The organism is Fictibacillus macauensis ZFHKF-1, from assembly GCF_000269865.1.
Taxonomy (GTDB): Bacteria; Bacillota; Bacilli; order Bacillales; family Fictibacillaceae; genus Fictibacillus_C; species Fictibacillus_C macauensis.
In genome coordinates, this window is sequence record NZ_AKKV01000024.1 from 230,042 (window position 1) to 245,522 (window position 15,481).

Consider the following 15,481-nt stretch of genomic DNA (forward strand, 5'->3'; position numbering starts at 1 on the left):
TCTCTCTCCTCTATGTAAATCCTTTTTACTATATATCGTCACTCATGCTTCTTTTTTCATAGAGGAGAGAAGATTTAGCGTTTAACGCCGTGTTGTAATTGATACATTTGATAATAATACCCTTGATCTTGCATTAATTCTTCATGCGTTCCTTGCTCAGAAATGATCCCATTTTTCAAAACTAGAATTTGATTCGCTTCTTTAATTGTAGAAAGTCGATGGGCAATAACGAAAGTCGTTCTATTTTTTTGTACGACTCGCAACGCATGTTGGATGATGCTTTCCGTCTCTGTATCGATATTCGCTGTCGCTTCATCTAAAACAAGAATGGCTGGATTAATAACGAGCGCACGTGCAAAAGAAAGCAGCTGTCGCTCTCCAGCCGATAACGTACTTCCTTTTTCTAATACTGGTTCATCTAACCCCATTGGCAATGCTTCCACAAAAGCTAAAGCTCCTACATCTGCTAAAGCTTGGACAATTTGTTCCCGCGAGATGTCAGGGTTACCTAACGAAACATTGGAAGCAATCGTCCCTGTAAATAAATACGGCTCTTGTAATACAATCCCGACTTGTGAACGAACTTGTTGTGCTGACATAGCTCGCATGTCTTGGCCATCAAGAAAAATTTGTCCATCGTACTGCTCATAATATCGCAGCAACACGTTCAATATGGAACTTTTCCCAGAACCGGTGTGACCAACTAAAGCAATTGTTTCACCTGACTTAGCGTGAAAAGAAAGATTTTTTAACACGGGCTCCTCTGGTTGGTAACTAAAGTTAACGTTTTGGAAAACAACGTCTCCACGTAAACGAGATGTAGCTGCGCTACCCACTTTTGTTCCTTTTTCATCTAACAATGCAAATACACGCTCCGCTGCCGTCAGTGATTGCTCCATGCGTGATAACTGTTCTACCATCCCTGTTATAGGCTCAAAAAGGCGGGTTAAATAGTCTACGAATGCATACAACACACCTGCTGAAATGAGCAGTTGATGATTCAACAGATTGCTACCGAAATACCATATTACAGCGACAAACGATAAATTTCGTAATACGCCAACCAAATTATGCGACGTGAAACTATCTAAATTCAATAATTTCTTTTGATACGTAAAATAAGCTTTATTTTCTTGTTCAAATTGTGCCTGAACCCTTTTTCCTGCTGTAAACGTACGAATGATAGGTAGCCCTTGAATACTTTCATATATCATTCCATTAATGACACCATACAGCTCTCTAAGCTTACGATTATAGCGCGAAGCTAGTTTTCGATAAAATCGAATCCATAGCACCATAATGGGAATGAGTATTAAACAAATACATGCTAGTCGGACATCTAAAAGAAATAATGCAATAAATATACCCACCATATACACAATGCCTGTAAAGAAATGAGCTAATACATTTACAAATAATTCTTTAATCGCTTCTGTATCATTTGTAACCTTTGAGACGATCGTTCCTGCTTGCTGGGAGTCAAAAAATGAAACAGGCAATTGCTGTAGACGCTTAAAGACATCTTGGCGCAATTTTTTCACAACAAGATTGGAGGATCGCAACAATAAGTAGCGTTGTCCATAATGAAACACACCAGCTAACAACAGCAGCACAGCATACAAACTAATCAACGCAATCACACCCGGAACTTCCGGTTGATAAAATGCCCAAATTTGTTTATTAGAGAGTGCTATTGCGTTATATTCTGTTTGTTTTTTTCCGTTTTTTATGATTAATTTTCCGTTTTGATAGGATTTTTCTCCTTTATGTTGTATGGCTCCTTTTACAAAATAATAATCATGTCCGGTTTGAACAATGGATACTTGTTCCCTCTGTTTGCGAGCAGATGAAACGTGGTCACCACGAATATATGCCTTTCCACCGTATAATACGGCGTGATTTTCTTTCGGAGAACCTTCATACCACGTTTGTTCTATTCCGAGTATATGACGATCAATGAGTGCTTTACCGATAAATGGACCGGTTAACTCCGTTCCAACGGCAAGTGCTAATAACAATAGGGCAAGACTAAATGTTTTCTTGTACTGTGCTGCATAGTGATACAGCCGTTTCATACTATTCATTTTTATCAACCTCAATACTCTGTCGATCATACTGCTCTTTATACCAACCATTTTGTTGTAACAATTGTTCATGTGTTCCTTGTTCGACAATCGCGCCCTTCTCAAGAACGATAATATGATTTGCGTGCATAACTGCCGACAAGCGATGGGTGGCGATTAAGTTTGTTTTGTCCTTACGCTCTTCACGAAGGTGCTTAATAATGGTTGCCTCCGTTTTTGCATCTACTGCAGACAGTGCATCATCTAGAAGGAGAATTTCAGGTTGAACGTATAGTGCACGTGCAATGGCAATTCGCTGCTTTTGACCTCCTGATAATGATACACCGCGTTCCCCAACCTCCGTTTGCAATCCATGGGAAAATTGCTGTACATCTTTTTCAAACGCCGCCATCGCTATTACGTGGTGTAATCGTTGTTCATTGATCTCCTCACTACCAAACGTAATATTTTCTTGTAGTGTTTTAGAAAATAACATGACTTCCTGCGAAACATAACCAAGCATTTGATGCAAAGCTTCCAATGAGTAGCAATCAATGGAATGACCAGATAGTCTAATTTTTCCCGATTGTAGGGGATATTCTCGAAGGATTTGCTTTAGAAACGTTGATTTTCCTGAGCCTGTTTTTCCAACAATACCAAGTGTTTCTCCTTTTTTTAGAACAATTGACACATCCTTCAATTGTGGTTCTTGCGCGGTTGGATAACGAAACGTTACATGTTCAAAGGAGAGATCTGTAGCCTCCGGTAATGGAAGAGGATGGCGCGGCTCTTCTACATCGACAGGATAGTTCATCGTTTCATTGACACGATCTAACGAAGCATTACCTTGCTGCATAATATTAATGAGTTCTCCTACCGCAAACATTGGCCAAATCATAAGACCAAGATACACGTTAAACGTTACAAGCTCACCTAACGTCACTTCGTTATGAAAAACGAGATACGCGCCATAGCCAAGACCAATTACATAGCTAAAGCCCGCTAATATTTTTATCGTCGGTTCAAACAAAGCATCAATTTTGGCAAGCTTCATATTTTTTTGAAATACGTCTTCTGTTTTTTGGAAAAATGACTGCATGTCTTCTTGTTCTTTAACATACGCACGGATTACACGAACACCGGTAACACTTTCTAATACTTGATTGTTCATCGCACCAAACGCAGCTTGTGATTCTGTGAAACGATGATGAACTTTTCCACCATATATGCTCATTGCTACAGCCATTAATGGCAAAGGAATCATGGCAGCAAGCGTAAGCTTCCAACTAATAAGAAAGCCCATTGTACAAAACAATACAAGCGTATAAATACTTGAATCTACAAGTGTCATGATGCCAAATCCAGCTGTTACAGAAATGCTGCGCAAATCATTCGTTCCCCTCGCCATTAAATCTCCCGAAGGAAACAGTTCATAAAATCGTGGCGTCATGCTTAACAACTTCTTCATATAACTTGAGCGTAAAGACCGCTCCACTAAAAAAGCACCACCGAATAATTGATAATTCATCACATACGTTAACAAAAAAATGACGACTAACAATCCACTATAAAACCATAACGTTGTCGTTAATGATTCCAAACTTAACGTCTCAGAAGCAATCTCATCGACGACATTGCCTAACAATTTTGGCGGAATCACTTCTAAGACACCAAGAAGAATTAACGTTCCGATGGCTATGCTGTATCTCTTCCATTCTTTTTTAAAGAACCATCGTAAATTGTACAGTACCGAAAACATTCTTTAATCCTCTTTTCTCTCTTTTCTACTATGCAAAAAAGCATACCTCCCTTGTTGGAGATATGCTTCCATTAACATCTTTCACATCCACAAGCGATTGTGACTGATGTTTTTATACGAACGCAAAAAATGTTGAATTAAAACATGCGATTACGGGACGAACAATCAGTCATAAGTTTGTTGTTTTGTTTCATGATGTACTTGTTCATCTTCTTATCCGTCCTTTCTTTTTCTAGAGAATGTAAAATAATCGTACCACTAGTAGAAAGATTTTGTCAAAACGAGCTAAACTAGATAAAAAATAAATCCCATAATCTATTCATAACGAAAATGATTTATAATGTAAATATCTACAATGTAATACTGTAAAGGAGATTACATGCAAAACAAGCACTCATTACACTTATTCCCTGTCATGGACGGCCTGACCAAAGTTTAAAATGGAATGGTAAACCTTTACCGTTATGCGCTCGTTGTACAGCCATGTACGGCGCCTATCTTTCTCTTCCTTTGATCGGTTTTTTTCCATTCATGCATTCCATCATACTTGCTTTCTGTTTACAACTACCGATGATGGTAGACGGTTTCACGCAACTGTGGAAATGGCGAGAAAGCAACAATGGATTACGAGTAGTTACAGGATGCCTAAGTGGTTTTGGACAATGCTTGTTAATCTGGTATTTAGCTGACGTATTATTCACCTTATTAAACTAATTATTACATACGAAAGGAAGGGAACCATGTTTATTGCTCTTATAATAACCGTTATGGCCCAATTGATTGCCAGTATTAACTTTTTTATATCTGGTAGTGTGCTCACGGGTGTTGCTCTTCTTGGAACCAGCTCCACCATTGGTGCAGGTACCTTTGTGTATTATCAACATTTAGAAGAAAAAAAGACCAGATTGCAAAAGGCCAAAACGTGTGTAGATGATACCATCGCTTCAATCCCATGTATTGAGCTTGACTGATGCAGCATTAAATTCGATTGTTGTGATTAATACATATAAAAAAGAAGAGTTGTTCTCAGCTATGAAGAACAACTCTTTATTATATTTCTATACGACTTCGCTTTCGAGCTCGTTTTTTTAATACTGTACGCCACGAAGCCTAACTTATAGAAGAAAGCACTCTATGTTCCCATGCCACTTTACAATCATCGGCTACATTCGGAATGATATACTGTTCTACTACTTGCACGATCACCTTTTCGGAAACAATATTATAAAAGGAAATAGCCTCCCATGTTTGATCGCTCTTAAGAATAGATAGCTGCTTAAAGACCATCCCCGTGCTCGATCGCGTATGCCAATCTGTGCTAAGCACTCTCATTTGCTGAAAAGGCACAACCTCTCCTTTTCGATTTATAATCCCTTCATGTGTTACCGTCATCAATACTTTGTTTTTTGAAAACAAAAGCGTCATGAAGGTAAACAAAGCAAATCCAAAAAAAAGGATTCCCAGACTACAAACGAATATTCCAATCACCATTTTAAAAGAAACATCCGTATCTAAGGCTAACCAAATGCCCACCATACCAACGATCACCATGAGTGAAGCGAGAAACATAAAACGTCCCGCATCTCTAGATCGATACACGACGCGTATACCTTCTTTCGTTTTTTCCGTATTCATCGTTCCATCTTCGCCTCCATATCTGCTCATTCTGTAAGGAAAACATATCCAACTTTATTATCTAAAGAACCTTCTTCCTATTCAATAGGTCCATTTACACTTTATCCTTTGAAAACAAAAAAAGATGAAACCAGTATACTAAAAAACTGGCTTCACCTTTTTATTAAAAATTAAAACTGTTTATTTAAATTGGCCATTTCAATTGCTGCCGCTGCCGCTTCCCAGCCTTTATTTCCAGCTTTCGTACCAGCACGCTCAATTGCTTGTTCAATGGAGTCTGTTGTTAATACACCGAAGATAACGGGTACTCCTGATTGAAGAGATGCTTGTGATACACCTTTTGCCGCCTCATTACAAACATAATCAAAGTGTGGCGTAGATCCACGAATGACCGTTCCAAGCGTAATGACGGCATCATACTTACCAGAGTCGGCCATTTTTTTAGCAATTAGAGGGATTTCAAACGCTCCAGGTACCCAGGCAATGTCCACATTTTCTTCTTCAACGCCGTGGCGTTTTAACGCATCTTGTGCACCGCTTAATAATTTACCTGTAATGAATTCATTAAACCGTCCTACGATAATTCCTACCTTTAACCCTGATCCTACTAAGTTTCCTTCAAAGATATTTGCCATTCTTTGTTCCTCCTCTTAAAACTTCAGCATGTGGCCTAGTTTTGATTGTTTTGTTTTTAAATAGTTTTCATTGTCTTTTAGCGTTGGCATTTGAATAGGCACGCGCTCTGTAACCTCAAGTCCATAACCGCTTAAACCTGTTATTTTACGTGGATTATTTGTTAATAAACGCATTTTTTTAATGCCTAGTTCTTTTAAAATTTGCGCGCCAATTCCATAGTTGCGCAAATCGGGTGCAAAGCCTAACTTCTCATTGGCTTCCACTGTGTCGTATCCTTCTTCTTGCAGCTTGTAGGCACGCATTTTATTTAACAAGCCGATGCCGCGCCCTTCCTGTCTCATATATAAAAGTACACCATTGTCAGCTTCTTGTATTTGTTTGAGCGCAGCATGTAGCTGAGGCCCACAATCACAACGATGGGAACCGAAAACATCACCTGTTAAACATTCGGAATGAACACGAACGAGAATCGGCTGCTCAGGATCAATCGTACCTTTTACAAGGGCGATATGCTCCTTGTCATCAACAAGATTTGTAAATCCGACCGCAGTAAACTCGCCAAAATCGGTTGGTAATTGAATCGCCACTTCTTTCGTAACTAGTTTTTCTTTTTGATTGCGGTAATGAATAAGATCTTTAATCGTAATGAGCTTTACGTTATGTTCTTTTGCCAATTCACGTAATTCTGGCACTCGCGCCATCGTTCCATCTTCATTCATAATTTCACAAATCATGCCTGCGGGCTTTGCACCTGCTAATACTGCAAGATCAACGGCAGCTTCTGTATGACCTGCACGTTGCAGTACACCACCGCCTTTAGCAATCAGTGGAAAGATGTGGCCGGGTCTTTTGAAATCTTGGCTTTTCGCTCCATCTTCCACTAGTTTTTGAATCGTTAAGGCACGTTCAGCTGCCGATATACCCGTAGTCGTTAATTTATGATCAATACTAATTGTAAAGGCGGTGCCGTGAGAGTCTGTATTATGTGTAACCATTGGTGATAGTTCTAATTTAGTCGCTAAATTTTCATCAATTGGTGTACAAATAAGCCCCCGTCCATGACGCGCCATAAAGTTCACACTCTCAGCCGTGACTTTTTCGGCAATCGCCACGAAATCACCTTCATTTTCACGATCCTCATCATCTACTACAATGACTGGTTTCCCCGCCTTTAAATCTTCAATTGCTTCTTCGATTGAATGAAACATATGACACCCTCCTTTTCTTTAAAATCCATGTTCTGTTAAATATTCTAAGGAAATTCCTTGTTTTTTCTCGTTGCCTTGCTTTCCTGTGACAAACTTCTCAACATATTTACCGAGTAGATCGCACTCAATATTAACGGTATCGCCAGCCCCTTTATACCCTAAGACGGTATGTTCAACCGTATGAGGAATGAGGGAAATCGTAAACGAGTAATCGGTCAAACCGAAAATCGTTAAGCTCGTTCCATCTACTGTAATCGAGCCTTTTAATAGCATATAATGGCTTAGTTCCTGCTCAACACCAATCTCATAATAGATAGCATTTTTTTCTGAACGCTTGTTCAGAATTTGTCCAGTTCCGTCCACATGACCACTAACAAAGTGGCCACCGAATCTACCCTGAGCGGACATCGCTCTCTCTAAATTAACCTTCGAACGAAGGGATAGGCGTGTTAGCCCTGTGCTTCGATACGTTTCCGGCATCACATCCACAGTAAATTCTTGAGCTGTAAAAGAAGTAACGGTTAAACAAACACCGTTTACAGCAATGCTATCTCCGAGTTGCACATCCTTTAAAATGTTAGAAGCGGCAATGGTTAACACAATGGTCTCATTGCCTTTTGCAATCTTCGCAATGGAGCCAATTTCTTCAATAATCCCTGTAAACATTTCTGTTCCTCCTCTCCACCTGTCATTGTTTATTTAGCGTTCCTTAGGAATGTTCATAGTTTTAAAGTGTTCAGAAGCATGCAAAAAACCCCGGAAGACATACTTCTCCCGGGGTTTGGATGATCATTTTTTCTGAACAATCTCATCACACTAATTGTTAGCATTGCCAAACAAGCCTTTAGTAGTGTCTTTTTTGACACACTAAAAAGCAATGCTACATTCCTTCTCCCATCCAGACTATACTGTCGGCTCTGGAGTTGCACCAGATCCACCGTCTATGCGAATGCACAGCCGGGTCACGGACTAAGAGGCACTTTGCCTCATCACCGCCGGTTGGGAATTTCACCCGACCCCGAAGACGGCCGTTAAGAAACGGCACGAGTAGTGTTATTAAGTTTGGTTCTTATTATACACTAGATGCCCATATACAGCAAAAAGAGCCGTTTAATGGCTCTTTTTTGCTTATAAAATCTTAATGTACTGCCTTCCCTAGCTCCTGTAAGATATCCAAGAAAAACGGTGACAGCTGAATCAATACATAAGCAATGGATACTTTCGCAATTCCGTTCCAGCACTCTTCAGTTTTGCCAAACATCAATAGGAATATCTTCGCCAGGATCATGACGGATGCAACAGGTAACGATAACCCTTTTAACAACTCCAAAATAGGGTGCAGCATATGCGTAAACATTTCAGTCATTTTATCTGCTGTCCAATCGGTAACGGCATTAACTGGCATTGCTTGTGGCATCGTCATCCCATCACTCGCAAAAGCCATTGGTGCTCCAACAAACGGCACTGCTGCCAACCCAACACTCGCACCCTTTAATAACGTTTTTAAGCGACGTTTTTCCTTGCGATTAGTTTTATACTCTCCGCTCATAAACTCACTAAATTTAATGGATTCTGTACGTCTCATCATGGTGTCAGCTCCCTTTAGATAATGTCTTCCAAACAAAATGCGTTACATGGTATATCCTTGCAAAGTTCTAATAACTTCTTTTGGCGTGCTTCGCTTCTCGTGACCCATAACAACGTTGGAAAGTACCCATAATCCTTATGATTTTGAAAAGCACCGCTCTCGTATAAAGCCTTATACTTTGCTATTTTAACCTTGTTGGCGCTCATGGCGTTTTGATTATCTACCTCTAACAAGTGCCATTTACCGCCCTTTTTAAAGATGGCATCCGCTATAACCTTACCGCCTACTTTCATTTCGTTCTGCCACTGCTGCGGTTGGCTCGCAAAGATGTAAAACCAGTTACGCATAACATGATGATAAGCCTGTGGTGTCTTTTTACGTACAATTTCACTGCCGATCTGTTCGCGCCCTTCTTTTGATAAGTAATAAATCACATCGTTGCCTTCGCGGAAACTTGAGATATACGGCTTTAATAATTGAAGAATACGATTGGCGTTACGCTTGCTTTTAAGGTCATTTAAAATCCGTAATTGCTCCCTGGTCAGATAACCCCGTTTGTTCAAACATGACAAAATCATTTCGTGTCTTGGATTCATTTGCACTTTCCTCCTGTTGTGGTTTTGATCTAATCACGATGTTAGGGCCTATAATCTGTTCCATTTCTTTGTCTGGCAGCCATGGTGTTTGTAAGGTGTATTTGTCGGCACCGCGTTTATAAATGGCTCTCCCTTTAATGTCAGGCAGTTTATCAGCACCGGGCGCATCTAATATCGTCATACTGGCACTTGTGCCATCTACCCTAAAGCAAAGACGCGCATCGCTATTACGCTTGACTTGCACAGGCACTACATCAACGGTTGGATGCTGTGTAGCTGTTACAAGCTTGATTCCCTGTGATCTACCAAGACGCGCAATGTTAGAGAGCAGATATTCGCATTCCTCTTTTATTTTTTTAGTTTCCTTACACACTTCTTTTGCACTGGCCAGCTCTCCAATTTCATCAATCACAATAAAGTGGCGTTCCTTTATGCCTGCATCAATGACGTTTCTAGCGCCTTTTTCTTTCAATGTGGCTAGGGTTTCTTTCATCATGGCAACCACGTTTCGCAACGCTTCTAATGCTTCTTCTGGATGCTCTGCATAATCAACCACTTGCTTACAATTTCTAAACCGGTCAAACTCAATGCCACCCTTTAAATCGATTAATGTAAACTTTGCATGTTCTGGCTGCGTGTATATAAAGTGACTGATAAACATATCTAAAAAGGATGACTTACCGCCCCCTGTAGCTCCACCAACAAGCATATGAGGGATGGTGTCAAAGTCGTGGTATATGGTTTCATACCTTTCCGCACCAACTGGCACGCTCCAAGCTTTCTGGCCATCTAAATCTCTATACAGTACCTTTGTCGGTATTGCTGTGTTGTAGATCCGTATCTTCAATGTGCCATCATAAAGCAACTCAATTTCTTTTCGTGGCTTGTTGTTAATAAAGATTTTTTTAAGCTGCGGTCCTAACTTCTTTTTAAAATCCAGTTCTTTGAGCGCGCTGTAATTAAATGTGTACAGCTTGCTCTTGGCGTTTAAGCCATCCTCAATGACCTTTATTTTTTCTTCGTAATCTCCAAAACTGCGTCCTAATGGTATCCGATACACGTACTCTGTACCCCATTTTTTTTTACGTTTTTTAAGTAATTGAGTGGTAAAGGTTTTTCCGCTCTTTGTAATGTTGAGCCCACTGTTCGTAAAAATCTGCTGTAATTTTTGAGAGTCAGCCGTTACCCCTCCCCCGCTTGATTTTACTTTTGCATAGATAGCAATGCTCCCCAACGCAATGGTCGAAACGATCATTTTATCAGCTCCTAAGTTGTGATGTTACGCCACCGCCTTTAGGTATTTATAAGGATAAATAAGTGCGACAATTGGGAAGAGTGGAGGATAAGCTTAAGGCGTTGGTGCTATTGATGTCCTGCACTTCCCACCACTATGTATAGGTGGGAAACTTGGCGTGCACCGTAATGGGCTATAACATAGGAATATAATAGGACAAGAATAATGATGTCTGTCCACTAAAAAAATATTTTGAGCAGGATTTGACATTTTTTAAAAGAAACCCTAATAGGGTGATGTGAAATGGTAAAATTCAGATGCAATCTTGAGCACGTACTAAAAGATAGAGGAATTAAAAAAAGTTACGTTGCTGAGAAAGCCAAAATTAGTCGTTCTGGATTCAGTTTAATTGTTCAAGGTAAATCACTCCCTACACTTCCTGTTGCTATAAGGATAGGGAAAGTTTTGAATTTACCCATTGAGAAGATTTGGATTATTGAGGAGGAAGAAGATTGAAGATCATCAAGGGATTGTTCACAGGAGTATTGGCGCTTTCGTTACTTACAGCATGTAGTGAGTCAGCGTCTGAGAAAAAGGAAAGAGAAGAGCAGGAAGCTATTTCTGCAAGGCTGAAAAAGGTATCCTATAATACGTTCCCAGACGAAAAGGATAAATGTATGGTGAGCGTACAAGCGAATACCAAAGACATTTCAGATTTAGCAGAACGTATGAAAGAGGACTACTTAGATAATGGCAAGAATGGAGATTGCACAACAATGTATGTTATTGTTGGAGACGAATTTGATATGAATGATCAACCCAAAAAGAAGTTAGGATTTATTCGAATAGCATTTAATGAAATGGCTGCAAAGAGATGGGGCATTCCTTGGAAAGATTATTATAAAGCTTCATGGGATGCAAAAAAATTCAATAATCCAGTGGTAAAAAAAGAAGAGCCGATATTGAATAATGACAAGGTAGAATTATCCTTACAATACACACCAGACAAACCATTTAAAAACCATCGTGACTCATTGCTTGTCTCTGGTGTAACAAATCCAAAAGCTACTGCAACGGTAAATGGTGAAGATGTTACTAAAACAATGAAAAATGGATACTTTTTTAAAGATGTTCCACTTAAAGTAGGGGATAACACCATTGTTATTAAAGCCATGTTAAAGGGCAAAGAAAAAACCATTAAGCTGAATGTTCATAGGAATACAAAAGAGGAAGATAATAAATAATAGCGTAAAAGCTGGTGTCATTTCAAATGACGTCAGCTTTTTTTAATCTGATACAAACATTGTTTGGGTCAGATATTGATGGTGTCGGTTTAAGCGACGTCAGCTTATAGGGTGTCGGTAATAACTACACCCTATCAACAATGGCGAATGACGGCGTCATTTTAAATGCGTCATCAAAGGTGTTGTATTAAATACAGACCCTTGATTTTGTGTGTCCGTATTTCGGACGCACAAACCTATTAATTGAACTCGGGATGAATTTCGCCCCGAGTTCATTTTTCTTACTCCGTACGAATTTCGTACAGAGTTATTTTTAGTTTGGACAAAAGCAAAAAAGGCCCCCTCCAATTAAGGAGAGGGCTTTTTACGTTCAATGGAGCTGGAATAGGGTTGGTATTCATTATAACCAATTTGTAGAAAGAATAATACCGTCATTTGAAATGACTGTACGTTGTTTTGCTTTCCTACCAGCTTTTATAATTTTTTCTGTAGTGGCTCTTCTCGATCTAATGCCCTTTGGCTGTCACCTAATCCTTTAACGGTCGGGTCCTGCACAATGCCGAGCGACGCAAGTACGACAAAGACAGCATTGACCACCGCAATCACCCAATCTTTAATGGCATCCGATAAAACAAAATCCGTTATGCCCACAGCGTGTGCACCAGTTAAAAGAAGCTCAACTAAAATAAAGACCTGCGCAATAAAGGCAGCTCTCCAAAGAGGGTTCTTAAATCTAATTTTCCAGTTAATCATTATTTGTTCTCTCCTTCCGCTTGTTTGTAAACTTCCCAATCGTTCACATCACTTAAGATTTGGTCAATGCTGAAAACTGTATAACTAACCGTCTTCAATGTATCTTTGTTGAGTATGGCCACCATTGTTTTTTCATCTTCTTTTTTGCAACTACCGAATGATTCTTTTTTCAACTGATAAAGCTTTCCAGTCGATTTTTCCAATAGAATTTCATTTACTTTCAGTAAAGTGACCATATCAACGAATTTCATTTTTACACTCTCCCCTTTCTTTTCTCCTGCCTTTTCATCATCGGAAGGTTGTTTCCCTTGATTTTCCCACGCCGCTTTCATTGCAAGATTTTGTTTTGTTTGCGGGCTTAGAAGATTTTCAATCAACTTTTCTTTTGTGATTTTGCCATCTACAAATGATATTAACCACGTTATTAGCCCTACTTGGCCAATTTCAATATGATTTAAAATATCTGCTTGTTCTTCCGTTAGAAAACCATGCTTTACTTCGCTATCGTTTGTTTTCATGTCATCTACGTTGTTTGTCATTAACTCCACTAACAACTCTTTTGTGATTACATTACCCATAAATAAAAACCTCCCAATTTTTATTTAAAACATCATGTTCCAAGTGTCTAAACCGACAACGCCATCAACGGCAAGGTTATGCGCTTTTTGATAAGCCATAACTGCTTTTTTCGTTTTTTCGCCAAACTCGCCATCGTCTTTTACACCTACAGCGTTTTGGATACGGCGAACGTCAATCCCTTTAGATCCAACTTTGAGCACCTTGCCTGGATATGGCACAATTGCAACGCCATCGCCTTTCATGCCACTTGGCTTTGGATGTGGTGTTTTCTTTACATTCGATACAGGCGTCCCGTCATATACAGATTCGAGAAATCCTTGCCAAGTAGGGCCCTTTTCCCCGCTTCGAAGATAACGAGGACAGTTTTTACCTGATGCCTTGTTATGTTGGATTACACCATCTTTTACCGTTTTGTACTTAGGGCGTAGGTACTTAACCAACTCAATGGCATTTGCCACCGCTTTTTTGTAATCCACCCCGTCATTTACGCAAATTTCAATACCGATAGCGTTGTTGTTATAAAAAGAGTTAGCAGCGTGCCAGCAGCGTGTACGATCATCAAATGATTGAATAACTTCTTTGTCGTCCACTTGATAATGCCAAGATGCTTGACGGCTGTTACCATTCTTTTGCAAGTTCGCATGAGCCATGGCGTTAGCACCACGTGCTGTATTGTCTGTTTCGTGAATAACAATATAGTCGCAAGTGTTATAACCATCAGACGTGACCTTTGCTTTCACATCAGCAGATACCAAAATCTTCTTAATTTCCATAATCGACTCTCTCCCTTTATTAAATTTTACCTGTCACAAATAGACCGATTAACGCAACAACTGCACCAACTACCACCTGCACTATAGATACAACAAGGTTTTTCTTTGAGTCCCTGCGGTCTTTAGAGTTGATAAACGCATCAATCTTTTGATTTTGTTTGTCCGTTTTGTCATTAAACGTCTCAACTACCGTTTTAATATCGGTCATGGTTTGTGACATAAAGCCGATAGTTTGGTCTATCCGCTGTGTCATGTTTTCCGTCATCATGATCCGTCGCTCCAAATCCTTCAATTCTTCCCGCATTTCCGCTTTAAATTCATTGAAGTCTCGCCGATTGTTTTTGATTTGCTCACTTAAGACTGCGTTTGTCGGCTCCCCCATTTTTTGCACCCACTTCCTTTGACATCCACAGGCATAATATCCCGTATCCGCTGTAAGCAACGGCGCCAGTGTTCCAATTGATGTGGTCATTACCTACAAGCAGGCATACAGATACAAACACCCAAAAAACAGCTGACAGGATTAAGCCCATTTTTCTGATTTTTATATTGTCCAAGGCGATCCCTACGATTTTGATTAATGCCAAAGTTAAGGTGATCACTCCAAATATCCACTCATCGGCAACGGAATCCATAACGCCCCAAGATCCTGTGTTACCGCTAAATAGTCGGGGATTGGAAAACAAAGCTACCGCCCACCCGAGACTGACATAAGTCACAATAATTTCTACTGCTGTTATTTGGCGCACCGATAAAAACTCCCTTCTAATTGCCCCCTATACACCCGTCGTTCTCTACACGCTCCCCACCTCCTTTCAGTGAAAGTACTTACCAAGTTATAGCTCGTACCTCTTCCACAGTTGTAGCTGCTTGAAGGATTGGATAAAGAACATCGCGATACTTCGCAATTTTTTCCTCTTTGTGGTCAGCGATAACAACAAGAAGATCGTCCATGATTGATAGAGTAATAGGAATACGTGTGTAATTGCCCAGACCCAATGCCCCTGTACCGCTTGATACAATTTGCACCGTCCACATGATTGATTTTTTTAATCCCTTGCTAAGTAAGCGTTCTGCCGCTTGGAAGTTAAATTGTGCATCCATGTCAAAAGCAAAGTGATATTCAACGCCATTGATGGTGTGATTAAAGCCTGCGGTGATTTCCGCATTACATGCATCATTAATTTCTCTGTCCTTCGCTTCTTTTTCGTTTTGCAAATAAAACTCATAATCAAAAACAAGCTTGCCATCCTCCATTTTGTAGTTGTACGGATCCGTCCGCAAAAACAAATCATCAGCTGGCATATCGTAAGGAATCGTGGTTTCTTGTGGTGTCGATGACCATCCACCGATACGGCCATTTTCTCTTACCCATAAATGAATTGTAATGATGTTGTTATCCATTGGTTAATC

Annotated in this window: 19 protein-coding genes and 1 riboswitch; of the genes, 4 read left to right on the plus strand and 15 right to left on the minus strand. The window is 39.9% G+C overall.

The features are described 5' to 3' along the window. Nucleotides 1-74: 74 nt before the first annotated feature. Nucleotides 75-2,084 (minus strand): ABC transporter ATP-binding protein, encoded by a 2,010-nt coding sequence (locus A374_RS08575; protein WP_007201813.1) that lies wholly within the window; start codon nt 2,082-2,084, stop codon nt 75-77. After that, the gene (locus A374_RS08580) at nt 2,077-3,822 is read right to left on the minus strand and encodes an ABC transporter ATP-binding protein (protein ID WP_007201814.1); all 1,746 of its coding nucleotides are present in this window, start codon (nt 3,820-3,822) and stop codon (nt 2,077-2,079) included. The genes A374_RS08575 and A374_RS08580 overlap by 8 nt, the downstream gene beginning before the upstream one ends. A gap of 405 nt (nt 3,823-4,227) precedes the next feature. Between A374_RS08580 and A374_RS19955 the strand changes: the two genes are divergently transcribed. After that, nucleotides 4,228-4,536, plus strand: coding sequence for a DUF2085 domain-containing protein (locus A374_RS19955; RefSeq protein ID WP_420794946.1), 309 nt, complete (start codon nt 4,228-4,230; stop codon nt 4,534-4,536). A 26-nt stretch (nt 4,537-4,562) separates the two neighbouring features. Beyond that, nucleotides 4,563-4,793 carry a hypothetical protein gene (locus A374_RS08585; RefSeq protein WP_007201816.1) on the plus strand — a complete coding sequence of 77 codons (231 nt, stop codon included), beginning with the start codon at nt 4,563-4,565 and terminating at the stop codon, nt 4,791-4,793. Between the two features lie 139 nt (nt 4,794-4,932). Here A374_RS08585 and A374_RS08590 read toward each other — a convergent pair whose 3' ends face one another. The 7 genes from A374_RS08590 to A374_RS08620 all read right to left on the minus strand — a co-directional run bounded on the left by A374_RS08590 (nt 4,933) and on the right by A374_RS08620 (nt 10,740). Further along, on the minus strand, nt 4,933-5,457 hold the full coding sequence (locus A374_RS08590; protein ID WP_007201817.1) for a DUF5381 family protein: 525 nt from the start codon (nt 5,455-5,457) through the stop codon (nt 4,933-4,935). Between the two features lie 170 nt (nt 5,458-5,627). Beyond that, nucleotides 5,628-6,092, minus strand: a complete 465-nt coding sequence (gene ribH / locus A374_RS08595; RefSeq protein ID WP_007201818.1) for a 6,7-dimethyl-8-ribityllumazine synthase — start codon at nt 6,090-6,092, stop codon at nt 5,628-5,630. Nucleotides 6,093-6,107: 15 nt separating this feature from the next. Further along, on the minus strand, nt 6,108-7,301 hold the full coding sequence (locus tag A374_RS08600; RefSeq protein ID WP_007201819.1) for a bifunctional 3,4-dihydroxy-2-butanone-4-phosphate synthase/GTP cyclohydrolase II: 1,194 nt from the start codon (nt 7,299-7,301) through the stop codon (nt 6,108-6,110). Nucleotides 7,302-7,319: 18 nt separating this feature from the next. Beyond that, nucleotides 7,320-7,967 carry a riboflavin synthase gene (gene ribE / locus A374_RS08605; RefSeq protein ID WP_007201820.1) on the minus strand — a complete coding sequence of 216 codons (648 nt, stop codon included), beginning with the start codon at nt 7,965-7,967 and terminating at the stop codon, nt 7,320-7,322. Nucleotides 7,968-8,183: 216 nt separating this feature from the next. Beyond that, nucleotides 8,184-8,331: riboswitch (FMN riboswitch) on the minus strand. A 108-nt stretch (nt 8,332-8,439) separates the two neighbouring features. Further along, nucleotides 8,440-8,889 (minus strand): hypothetical protein, encoded by a 450-nt coding sequence (locus A374_RS08610; protein WP_007201821.1) that lies wholly within the window; start codon nt 8,887-8,889, stop codon nt 8,440-8,442. A 14-nt stretch (nt 8,890-8,903) separates the two neighbouring features. Then, nucleotides 8,904-9,485 (minus strand): replication-relaxation family protein, encoded by a 582-nt coding sequence (locus tag A374_RS08615; protein ID WP_007201822.1) that lies wholly within the window; start codon nt 9,483-9,485, stop codon nt 8,904-8,906. After that, entirely contained in the window at nt 9,403-10,740 is a 1,338-nt protein-coding gene (locus tag A374_RS08620; protein WP_007201823.1) for an FtsK/SpoIIIE domain-containing protein, read from the minus strand. Before A374_RS08620 ends, A374_RS08615 begins: the two co-directional genes overlap by 83 nt. A gap of 282 nt (nt 10,741-11,022) precedes the next feature. Here A374_RS08620 and A374_RS08625 point away from each other — a divergent pair, with 282 nt between their 5' ends. After that, complete coding sequence (locus A374_RS08625; protein ID WP_007201824.1) at nt 11,023-11,235, plus strand: helix-turn-helix transcriptional regulator; 213 nt, start codon at nt 11,023-11,025, stop codon at nt 11,233-11,235. Next, entirely contained in the window at nt 11,232-11,963 is a 732-nt protein-coding gene (locus tag A374_RS08630) for a cadherin-like beta sandwich domain-containing protein (protein WP_007201825.1), read from the plus strand. The genes A374_RS08625 and A374_RS08630 overlap by 4 nt, the downstream gene beginning before the upstream one ends. 474 nt (nt 11,964-12,437) lie before the next feature. Here A374_RS08630 and A374_RS08635 read toward each other — a convergent pair whose 3' ends face one another. The 6 genes from A374_RS08635 to A374_RS08660 all read right to left on the minus strand — a co-directional run bounded on the left by A374_RS08635 (nt 12,438) and on the right by A374_RS08660 (nt 15,472). After that, nucleotides 12,438-12,716 (minus strand): phage holin, encoded by a 279-nt coding sequence (locus tag A374_RS08635; RefSeq protein ID WP_007201826.1) that lies wholly within the window; start codon nt 12,714-12,716, stop codon nt 12,438-12,440. Then, nucleotides 12,716-13,294, minus strand: a complete 579-nt coding sequence (locus A374_RS08640) for a hypothetical protein (protein WP_007201827.1) — start codon at nt 13,292-13,294, stop codon at nt 12,716-12,718. Before A374_RS08640 ends, A374_RS08635 begins: the two co-directional genes overlap by 1 nt. Before the next feature lie 24 nt (nt 13,295-13,318). After that, entirely contained in the window at nt 13,319-14,068 is a 750-nt protein-coding gene (locus tag A374_RS20995; protein ID WP_007201828.1) for a peptidoglycan recognition protein family protein, read from the minus strand. Nucleotides 14,069-14,087: 19 nt separating this feature from the next. Beyond that, nucleotides 14,088-14,450 carry a hypothetical protein gene (locus tag A374_RS08650; protein ID WP_007201829.1) on the minus strand — a complete coding sequence of 121 codons (363 nt, stop codon included), beginning with the start codon at nt 14,448-14,450 and terminating at the stop codon, nt 14,088-14,090. Continuing rightward, entirely contained in the window at nt 14,419-14,817 is a 399-nt protein-coding gene (locus A374_RS08655) for a hypothetical protein (RefSeq protein ID WP_007201830.1), read from the minus strand. Before A374_RS08655 ends, A374_RS08650 begins: the two co-directional genes overlap by 32 nt. A 79-nt stretch (nt 14,818-14,896) precedes the next feature. Continuing rightward, on the minus strand, nt 14,897-15,472 hold the full coding sequence (locus A374_RS08660; RefSeq protein WP_007201831.1) for a DUF4376 domain-containing protein: 576 nt from the start codon (nt 15,470-15,472) through the stop codon (nt 14,897-14,899). Nucleotides 15,473-15,481 lie beyond the last annotated feature (9 nt).

Coding starts and splice junctions, on each gene's coding strand:
- A374_RS08625 (WP_007201824.1), top strand. CDS start 11,023: ATGGTAAAATTCAGATGCAATCTTGAGCACGTACTAAAAGATAGAGGA.
- A374_RS08580 (WP_007201814.1), bottom strand. CDS start 3,822: ATGTTTTCGGTACTGTACAATTTACGATGGTTCTTTAAAAAAGAATGG.
- A374_RS08650 (WP_007201829.1), bottom strand. CDS start 14,450: ATGGGGGAGCCGACAAACGCAGTCTTAAGTGAGCAAATCAAAAACAAT.
- A374_RS08660 (WP_007201831.1), bottom strand. CDS start 15,472: ATGGATAACAACATCATTACAATTCATTTATGGGTAAGAGAAAATGGC.
- A374_RS08575 (WP_007201813.1), bottom strand. CDS start 2,084: ATGAATAGTATGAAACGGCTGTATCACTATGCAGCACAGTACAAGAAA.
- A374_RS08635 (WP_007201826.1), bottom strand. CDS start 12,716: ATGATTAACTGGAAAATTAGATTTAAGAACCCTCTTTGGAGAGCTGCC.
- ribH (WP_007201818.1), bottom strand. CDS start 6,092: ATGGCAAATATCTTTGAAGGAAACTTAGTAGGATCAGGGTTAAAGGTA.
- ribE (WP_007201820.1), bottom strand. CDS start 7,967: ATGTTTACAGGGATTATTGAAGAAATTGGCTCCATTGCGAAGATTGCA.
- A374_RS08590 (WP_007201817.1), bottom strand. CDS start 5,457: ATGAATACGGAAAAAACGAAAGAAGGTATACGCGTCGTGTATCGATCT.
- A374_RS08600 (WP_007201819.1), bottom strand. CDS start 7,301: ATGTTTCATTCAATCGAAGAAGCAATTGAAGATTTAAAGGCGGGGAAA.
- A374_RS08610 (WP_007201821.1), bottom strand. CDS start 8,889: ATGATGAGACGTACAGAATCCATTAAATTTAGTGAGTTTATGAGCGGA.
- A374_RS20995 (WP_007201828.1), bottom strand. CDS start 14,068: ATGGAAATTAAGAAGATTTTGGTATCTGCTGATGTGAAAGCAAAGGTC.
- A374_RS08620 (WP_007201823.1), bottom strand. CDS start 10,740: ATGATCGTTTCGACCATTGCGTTGGGGAGCATTGCTATCTATGCAAAA.
- A374_RS08615 (WP_007201822.1), bottom strand. CDS start 9,485: ATGAATCCAAGACACGAAATGATTTTGTCATGTTTGAACAAACGGGGT.
- A374_RS08585 (WP_007201816.1), top strand. CDS start 4,563: ATGTTTATTGCTCTTATAATAACCGTTATGGCCCAATTGATTGCCAGT.
- A374_RS08640 (WP_007201827.1), bottom strand. CDS start 13,294: ATGGGTAATGTAATCACAAAAGAGTTGTTAGTGGAGTTAATGACAAAC.